At 65.0% G+C, this 8603-nt stretch carries 7 protein-coding genes; 2 read left to right on the top strand and 5 right to left on the bottom strand.

What is annotated here, in order from left to right; all coding sequences use genetic code 11:
• Positions 1-121 precede the first annotated feature (121 nt).
• From F0185_RS18355 to F0185_RS18335, 5 genes are all read right to left on the bottom strand, one after another.
• On the bottom strand, positions 122-304 hold the full coding sequence (locus F0185_RS18355) for a CsbD family protein (RefSeq protein ID WP_167226781.1): 183 nt from the start codon (positions 302-304) through the stop codon (positions 122-124).
• A 95-nt stretch (positions 305-399) separates the two neighbouring features.
• Positions 400-1023: a class I SAM-dependent DNA methyltransferase gene (locus tag F0185_RS18350; RefSeq protein ID WP_167226778.1), complete on the bottom strand. Its 624-nt coding sequence runs from the start codon at positions 1021-1023 to the stop codon at positions 400-402.
• Between the two features lie 7 nt (positions 1024-1030).
• Positions 1031-3079: a M13 family metallopeptidase gene (locus F0185_RS18345; RefSeq protein WP_167226776.1), complete on the bottom strand. Its 2049-nt coding sequence runs from the start codon at positions 3077-3079 to the stop codon at positions 1031-1033.
• A 26-nt stretch (positions 3080-3105) separates the two neighbouring features.
• Positions 3106-5733, bottom strand: a complete 2628-nt coding sequence (locus tag F0185_RS18340; RefSeq protein WP_167226774.1) for a M1 family metallopeptidase — start codon at positions 5731-5733, stop codon at positions 3106-3108.
• A 209-nt stretch (positions 5734-5942) separates the two neighbouring features.
• Positions 5943-6581: an isochorismatase family protein gene (locus F0185_RS18335; protein WP_167226772.1), complete on the bottom strand. Its 639-nt coding sequence runs from the start codon at positions 6579-6581 to the stop codon at positions 5943-5945.
• A 141-nt stretch (positions 6582-6722) separates the two neighbouring features.
• On the opposite strand from F0185_RS18335, the gene F0185_RS18330 reads away from it, so the two are divergent.
• Both F0185_RS18330 and F0185_RS18325 read left to right on the top strand, forming a co-directional pair.
• A complete protein-coding gene (locus F0185_RS18330) occupies positions 6723-7628 on the top strand; it encodes a LysR family transcriptional regulator (protein ID WP_167226770.1) in 906 nt (301 codons plus the stop codon).
• Positions 7629-7715: 87 nt separating this feature from the next.
• Positions 7716-8543 carry an HDOD domain-containing protein gene (locus tag F0185_RS18325; protein WP_167226768.1) on the top strand — a complete coding sequence of 276 codons (828 nt, stop codon included), beginning with the start codon at positions 7716-7718 and terminating at the stop codon, positions 8541-8543.
• Positions 8544-8603 lie beyond the last annotated feature (60 nt).

Here is an 8603-nt window from a genome sequence, read left to right as displayed (position 1 = left end):
TGGTGCCATCTTGCTGGTAAACCCCTAATTTACGGGTTAAACTACAGGGGTGTGTCACTTTTTTTTCTAAATTTTTCTAATCAGAGGTCAGACCCCGGTTGTAGGGGGAATCAGCGCTGGATCAGCGGTTTCCTTGGTCCTTGAGCACTTCTTTGGCGTCGCCGAATTTTTCCTGGACTTTGCCTTCGACTTGCTTCGACAGCCCTTTGGCTTGCTGTTCGCTGCTGCCGATGACTTTGCCGACTTCTTCCTGGATCTTACCGCCGATGTCTTTCGCTTTGCCTTTAACTTGGTCCTCGTTCATTTTCGGTACCTCATATGGTGAGTGAAACTGCGGGGCGCACCTACTGTGCGACGGACCCAGAATAGGACGTTCCTCTGAACCGTTCCGTTCGCTATCTAACCATACGGCTTGCGCCAGACACTCGCCAACCACGGCTGCTGGTCGCGCGGCAAGCCTTCCGGGCGATAGTAATGATGCAGTGGGGAAAAACCGGCCGCTGTCATGTACGCCTGCCAGGTCGCGAAATCATAATAGCTGCCGTAGCGCGGCCCGTTCCAGCCTTCCCGGTTGTCGCCGCGCGGGTTGGAACTGAACAGCACGCCGCCTGGTTTCAGGGCCGCGTACACATCGTCGAGCACCTTCGGCAACGCGCGACTGGGCACGTGGAACAACACCGCGTTGGCGAAAACGCCGTCGAACAGGCCGGCCGGCAGGTCGAGGTGCACGAAGTCCTGGTGCCACACTTCGCAGCCGCTGTAGGCGCGCGCCATGGCTGCGAACTCGCCCGAACCATCGAGGCCGATGGCGCGGTGGCCAAGGGCGCTGAAGGTCTTGAGGTCGCGCCCCGGCCCGCACCCCAGGTCGAGCAAGGTGTACGGCGCCGCGCCTTCGATGGCGCCCAGCAGCGCGCCGATGTTCTGGCTCACGTCATGGTCCACCGTACCGCGGAAGAACTGCTCCGCGGTGCTGTCGTAGTGCGCCAGCGTCAGGCGCGTGATGGCGTCGATGTCCTCGCTCATGGCGCCCCTACCACACCTTCACGCGTTCGGCCGGCGCCAGGTACAGGGCCTGGCCGGGCTTGACGTCGAACGCCTTGTACCACGGCTCGAGATTGCGCACGATGGCGGTGCGGTATTCGGCCGGTGCGTGACCGTCGGTCAGCACGCGCTGGCGCGCGGCCGCTTCGCGCACCTTGGTCTGCCACGCCTGCGCGTAACCGAGGAAGAACTGCTTGTCGGCGTCGGCCGGCGCGTCCTGCCCCAGCGAGGCTTTGTAGGCGTCGTACGCCGCCGCCACGCCGGCCAGGTCGGCCAGGTTTTCGCTCAGGGTCAGCTGGCCGTTGACCGCCAGGTCGGGGAACGGCTTGTAGGCGCTGAACTGCGCCACCAGCTTGTCGGCGGCGCCTTTGAAGTGGGCCATGTCTTCCTTGGTCCACCAGTCGCGCAGGCGCCCCTGGGCGTCGAACTGCGCGCCCTGGTCGTCGAAGCTGTGACTGATTTCGTGGCCGATGATCGAGCCGATGGCGCCGTAGTTGGCCGCGTCGGACGCTTTCGGATCGAAGAACGGCGGCTGCAAAATCGCGGCCGGGAAGTTCATGGCGTTTTGCAGCGGCAGGTTGACCGCGTTGACCAGTTGCGGCGGCATCGCCCACGCGCTGCGGTCGACCTTTTGCTTGAGGCGCGCGATCTCCTGCGCGGAATGGAATTGTTCGGCGCGCACGGCGTTGCCAAGCGCGTCCCCCGGCAGCACTTTCAGGCCCGCGTACGAGCGCCAGCGGTCCGGGTAAGCCACGCCGACGTACATGGTCTTGAGTTTTTCCTGGGCCTGGGCGCGGGTGGCCGGGGCCATCCAGTCCAGCTGGTCGATGCGCTTGCTGAAGGCGGCGATGATGTTACCGACCATTTTCTGCACGCGCGCCTTGTTCTCGGCCGGGAAGTGGCGTTCGACGTACAGGCGTCCGACCGGTTCGTCGAGCGCTTCGTTGGTGGCGGCCAGCGCGCGCTTCCAGCGCGCCGATTGCTGCGGCGTGCCGCTCAAGGCCTTGCCTGCAAATTCGAAGTACTGGTCGGCGAAGGCTTTTGGCAGGGTCGCGGCTAAGTGATTGACCTGGTGGAAGGCGAGGAAGTCCTTCCAGGTCGCCACGTCCGTGCTCCCGACCAGCGCGGCCGCGCCTGTCAGGGCGCCCGGATGCCAGACGATGAAGGTCGGCTCGCCCGCCAGCCCGGCGCTCTTGAAAAACGCGTTCCAGTCCATGCCCGGCGCCTTGGCGGCGAAGTCTTTGCGGGTCCAGCTGTTGTTGGCCTTGACGATGTCGGCCGAATCTTCGCGGCTGGCGTGCGACCGGGCGATCTTCATTTCGAGCTCGAACACCCTGGCGGCGCGCGCCTCGGTGTCGGGGTAGCCTGCCAGCTTGAGCATGGCGCCGATGTGCTGCTGGTACTTGCTGCGCAGTTCGGCCATGCGCGGGCTGTCGGTCAGGTAGTAGGCGCGGTCGGGCATGCCCAGGCCGCCTTGCAGCAGGTAAGGCGTGTTGCGGGCCGGGTCGTTCAGGCCCTGGGCAATCCACAGGCCGAACAGGTTTTCGGTGAAGAAGTCGGTGTTGTTGAGCGGGTCGACGTCGGCCCGCAGCGATTGGCCGAGCGCGCGCGTCAGGGACGCCTTGTCCTTGATGGCGTCGATCTTCGCCAGCAGCGGCTTGAGGGGCGCGACGCCTTTGGCTTCGATGGCCGCTTCGTCCATGAAGGTGTTGTAGAAGTCGGCGACCTTGCGCGCGTCGCCCTTGGCTTTTTTATCGGCCGAGACTTCTTCGATCAGTTTGACGATGCGCGCGTTGCTCGTTTCGGCCATGGCGGCAAAGGCGCCCCAGCTGCTGCGGTCGGCCGGGATCTCGGTCTTGGCGAGCCAGTCGCCGTTTGCGTAGGCAAAGAAGTCGTCGCCCGGCAGCACCGGGGCGGTGATGGCTTTGGCGGCCGGCGCCGCGTCCTGGCCGGCGCCATGCGCGGGGGCGAAGGCGAGCGAGGCGCCGCACAGGGCGAGGGTCAGTGCGGTCTTGAGCGGGGTCCAATGTGTTTTCATGTGTGGTTCCTTGTTGCGATGTTCTGTTATTTTAGCGCCGCGCGCACCTGCGGCAGCAAACGGGATTTCTGGGCGGCGCGGGTGCGGATGCCATTGGCCACGCGTTGTGCTTCGACCTGGGCATCGGGGCCGAAGTTCTGCTTCACGTACGCTTCCATCATGTCCGCGTGGGCCGGATTGGAGGAGGACGATACCACGCTCGGGAAAAAGCGGTTCTGGCCAACCGATTCCTGGTCCTTCATCAATGCCGCGCGGTTGGCGGTGGCGAAGGCCCACGCCAGTTCCACGTGTTCGCCGCGCGCCACGGCCGACACCAAAGTGGAGGTCAGCTGCGCCGGCAGTTCGGGCGAGAGCGCCATGTTCAGGGTGCGCCGGGCCAGCACCGGATCGCGCGCCAGGGTCATCGAGCGCGCGTAGCGGTTGCGTTCTTCGTCAGTCTGGGCTTGCGCCACGCGGCTGGCCAGCGCGTCGTAGGTGGCGGCGTCGCCGTAACGGCCGGCCACGCGCATGACGAAGTCGATCATCGACGGCGATACGCTGGCAGGGTCGTTCAGGAAGCGCGCAAAGCGGGCGCGCCCTTCGGCGATCACGGCCGGGTCGCCAATCTTGGCCAGCGCGCCGGCCAGCAGGGCGCGCAACTGGCGCTCTTCGGTCGATTCGCCCGGCTTGTCGTCCCAGCCGAGGCGCGCGAACCTGGGCGCGGCCAGGCTGGTGATGTAGCGCCGCACCAGCGCGCGTTCCGGTTCGCCTTCGGCCAGGGTGTCGAGCGTGGCGAGGTTCTCGAGCATGGCGTTCCATACCGCCAGCCGCGGTTCGTCGGCGTAGGCCGATGCCAGTTTGATGTAGCTGCCCAGCTGCAGGCGGTCGGCCTGGACCAGGCTCCAGGTGTCGCCCAGCAGCTTGAGGCGGGTGGTGTCGGGCAGTTTGGCGGCCTGCCCCGCCAGCGCGTCGAAGCCGGCCTGGTCGTACTGGACGCGGAAGTAGCCGACGCTGGCCGGGTCGATCACCAGCGTACCGTCGCACGATGGCTGCGTGATGGTGGTGCTGGCGCCCGAGAACAAGGCGTAACTGGCCTTGCCGCCCACGGTGCCCACTTGCACCGGCACATTCCACAGGCGTTTTTCAAGCGCCGGTTCGTCCAGGCGGAACTGTTCCTGCGAGAGCGTCACCTTGCGTTTGCCGTCGACGCAGCTTTGCTCGACCTTCAGCAGCGGGAAGCCGGGCTGGGTGGTCCAGTCGGAGGCCAGCTTTTCGACCGGTTTGCCGGAGGCTTTTTCGAGCGCGGCCCAGAGGTCGGCGGTGGTGGTGTTGCCGTACTGGTGCTTGGCCATGTAGGCGCGGATGCCCTTGCGGAAGGGCTCTTCGCCCAGGTAGGCTTCGAGCATGCGCAGGAAGGCCTGGCCCTTGGCGTAGGTGATGGCGTCGAAGGCGTCGGCGGCCTGCGCTTCGGTCAGCACCGGGGTCTGGATCGGGTGCGTGGTTTTGCGCGCGTCGAGGTTCATGACGCTTTCGCGCTCGGCCAGGGCGCCCAGCTGCACGCGCCACTCGGGATGGAAATGGTCGGTGGCCTTGCTCGCCATCCACGAGGCGAAGCCTTCGTTGAGCCACAGGTTGTCCCACCAGCCCATGGTCACCAGGTTGCCGAACCACTGGTGCGCCACTTCGTGGGCATTGATGCCGAACGAGGTCTGGCGCACGCTGTCGGGACTCTTTTGCGGGTCGACCAGCAGGGTCGATTCGTTGTAGACGATGCCGCCCCAGTTTTCCATGGCGCCGTTAAAGCCGCCGGGGATCGCGATCTGGTCCAGTTTCGCCAGCGGGTAAGGGACGCCGAAGTAGTTGTTGTAGTAGCGCAGCAGGTCCTTGGTGGCGCCCAGCGCGTAGGCGGCCGAGGGCAGCTTGCCTTCGGTGGTGACGATGCCGATCTCCACCCCGTCCTGCTTTGCGCTGACCCGTTCCAGCTGGCCCGCGACCAGCACCAACAGGTAGCTCGGCATCTTGGGGGTGACGCCGAAATGGAAGCGCTGCAGGCCGCCATCGAGCTTTTCCTGGCGCTCGAGCGGGGTGTTCGAGTAAGCCTTGAAGCTGGCCGGCAGGTCGACGGTGAGCTTGAAGGCGGCGCGGAAGGCCGGTTCGTCCCAGGTCGGCAGCAGGCGGCGCGTGTCGGTCGGCTCCATGTTGGTGGCGATCATGGTGCGGGCGGCGCTGCCGGCCTTGTACTTCATGTGGAACATGCCGCGCGCTTCGCGGTTGATCAGGCCATGGAATTTGAGCGCCAGGTTGTAGCGGCCCGGCGCAAGCGGCTGCGCGAGCGCGAAGCTGAGCGTTTCCTGTTCCTTGTCGACGACCGGCGTCAGTTTGAGCGCGCCGATGTTTTTGCCGGACAGGCTGGCGGCGTCGATCTCGATGTCGACCGCGTTGAGCATGATGCGCGAGGTGGTCTTGAGGACTTCGATTTCGACCGTCTGGGAGCCGAGGAAGGTGTTGGCGGCCAGGTCGGGGATCAGGTGGGCGGCGTACTGCACCGGCACGATATCCTTGGGCAGCTTGCCCGGCGTGGTGGCGAAGGCGTACGGGGCTTCGGCGTGGGCGGCAAAGGCGGTGCAGGCGAGCGCGAGGGCGGCGGCGAAGCGGCGCTGTTTCAATAATGTCATCTGTGTTTTCTTTTCGTGGCGGCGCCGGGGCCGGCGCATTTTTCCCAGCCTGCACTTTAATCGAGCGCGGGGAGAAATGCTGATCAAATGCGATAAACTGCACGATAGGCCGCCAGAGTAGCGAAAAGCCGGAATGGCGCGCAGGCCGCCGCCAGCATGCCATGCGCGCTGCCTGATCCTCGGGCTCAGCGCATCGCCTGGTCCGATGCTCAGGCCTGGTCGTACGAGAATTGAATCCCCGCCGTGCCGCCGGTCTCGATAAACAGCTTGATGAACGCCGGCACGGTGTCATGGCGCGCCCAGTCGCGCTGCAGTTCGCAGAACATCTGCACCACGCTGATCATCTTCCCGCCGGCCTGCTCGATGCGGCGCAACGCAGCTTCGTGCGCCGCGCCGGAGGTGCCGCCGACGGCGTCGACGACAACGTAGACGTCATAACCGTCGCGCAGGGCGTCCAGCGCCGGAAAGGTCAGGCAAGCCTCGGTCCAGAGCGCCGTCATGATCAATTTCTTCCTGCCGGTCGCCGTTACGGCGGCCTGGAACTCGACGTCTTCCCACGAATTGATGGTGGTGCGGTCATAGGTCGGAATGCCTTCGAGTACCTTGCGCAGCTGCGGGATCGGCGGCTTGTTCAGGCCAGTCTTGACGTTGACCGTGGAATGCACGATCGGCAGGCCGAAGGCGATGGCCGCTTTCGATACGCCGACGATATTGTTGATCAGGAGCTGGCGGTCCATCGAGGCGATCGAATTGACTTGCACCGGCTGGTAGTCGATCACGATCAAGGCCGCATTGTCGGGGGTAAGCAAATGGTCGGTGCTGGTGTCGCGGATGGTTTCACTGGTCATGCTGGTTCCCTGGATAAGTAAAAAGAGCGGGCGCCGGGACAGTGCCCGACGGCGGACCCGCATCGTAGTCTTTACACGGTTGCGCCGGTAGCTGCCGATATCTATACTCTGCGTCCTATCAATGGAACACTGGACACCGATGTGCAGGACTTGAACGATCTGTTTTACTTTGTGCAGGTGGTCGAACACGAGGGGTTCGCCCCGGCCAGTCGGGCGATCGGGGTTCCAAAATCCAAACTGAGCCGGCGGATTTGCATGCTCGAAGAACGGCTCGGCGTGCGTTTGCTGCAGCGCTCGACGCGCCAGTTTTCCGTCACGGAGATCGGCACCAGCTATTTTTTGCATTGCAAGGCGATGCTGGTCGAAGCCCAGGCGGCCCAGGATGCGGTCGACCGCACCCGGGCCGAGCCGAGCGGCGTGGTGCGCATCGCTTGTCCGATTGCGCTGCTGCATGTGCGGGTCGGGGCCATGCTGGCCGAATTCATGGCGGCGCACCCCATGGTGACCCTGCACCTGGAGGCCAGCAACCGGCGCATCGACCTGGTGGCCGAGGGGACCGACGTCGCCATCCGGGTCCGGGTGCCGCCCTTGCAGGACAGCGACCTGGTGATGAAGGTGCTGAGCACGCGGCGCTGGTGTGTCGCGGCCAGCCCGGCCTTCCTGGCGCGCCACCCCGCGCTCCACCTGCCCGCCGACCTGGGCGGCGTGCCGACCCTGGACTGGGGCAGCCCCATGGCGCAACCGACCTGGCACCTCGATGGCCCGGACGGCGCGGTAGCCAGTATCCGCCACACGCCGCGCCTGGTGACCGACGACATGATCGCCCTGAGGGCGGCGGCGCTGGCGGGTGTGGGCGTGGTGCAGTTGCCGCTGATGATGATCGCAGAAGAACTGCGCCAGGGGACGCTGGTCATCTTGATGCCGGACTGGTTTCCCCGGGGCGGGATCATTCACGCCACCTATTCGTCGCGGCGCTGGCTGCGCCCGGCCGTGCGGACCCTGATCGATTTCCTGGCGGCGCGCTTCGCCCAGCTCGACGAGGTGTGAGCGGCGCGGTCGGCGCGGTGGTGGCGTGTCAGCAGGAATCGCTATATAGTCACCCTGCCTCGCGCTACGCAATCAACTGGAGACAGAATGACCCTTGAAGCCCTGCTGCAAAATCCCAACGCCCTGCCCTCCGCGCCGAAAGTGGTCGCGGAACTGATCAGCAGTTTCGACGACCCGGATGTGGCGGTCGAAGAAGTCGCGCGCAAGCTCTCGCTTGACCCGGTCCTGAGCGCCAAGCTGCTGCGGCTGGCCAACTCGGCCTACTATCACGTCTCGCGCCGGATCGGCAATGTGGGCGACGCGGTGCGCATGCTCGGGTTTGTGACGGTGCGCACACTGGTCATCAGTTCGGGCCTGGTGGGCAGTTTCAAGACGGTGCCGGGACTCGACCTGAAGCGCTTCTGGCGCTACAGCCTGCACACGGCGGTGGCGGCCAAGTGGATCGCCAAGCAGATCGGCGCCAATACCGACCTGGCCTTCACGATCGGGATGATGCACGGGATCGGGCAGCTGGTGATGCACGCGGGCGTGGCGCAGCAGGCGCGCGAGCTCGATCAAACGGTCGGGCCGTACGACAACGGCCGGATCGCGGCCGAGCGGGCGCTGTTCGGCTACGATTTCGGCATGGTGGGGGCGGAACTGGCGCTGCGCTGGAAATTCCCCGACCTGTTTCACCAGACCTTGCGCCATTTTCCCGAGCCGACCCCGGAGTCGCCCTCGTACCGGATGGCGTCGGTGATTCACCTGGCCGTGCTGCGCGCGCGTTATGAAGAGCGCCAGCCAAACGACGAGGAACTGGCGGCATGCTTCACCCAAGCGCTGGCGACCGGGCTGGGCGTGGCGCCGGAGGACTTGTTCGCGGGGATTCCGCCGCTCGGGGAGCTCAGTGGCGGGCTGGAAGAGCTTATCAATTAAGCATTTTTTCAACCTGGCTAAAAATATTTTCAGGTTTTTTTGAAAAAAACCTAAAGTTCC

The sequence above is a fragment of the Massilia rubra genome (assembly GCF_011682065.1).
GTDB classification, from domain to species: Bacteria; Pseudomonadota; Gammaproteobacteria; order Burkholderiales; family Burkholderiaceae_D; genus Telluria_A; species Telluria_A rubra.
This window is presented reverse-complemented; position numbering and strand designations above follow the sequence as displayed.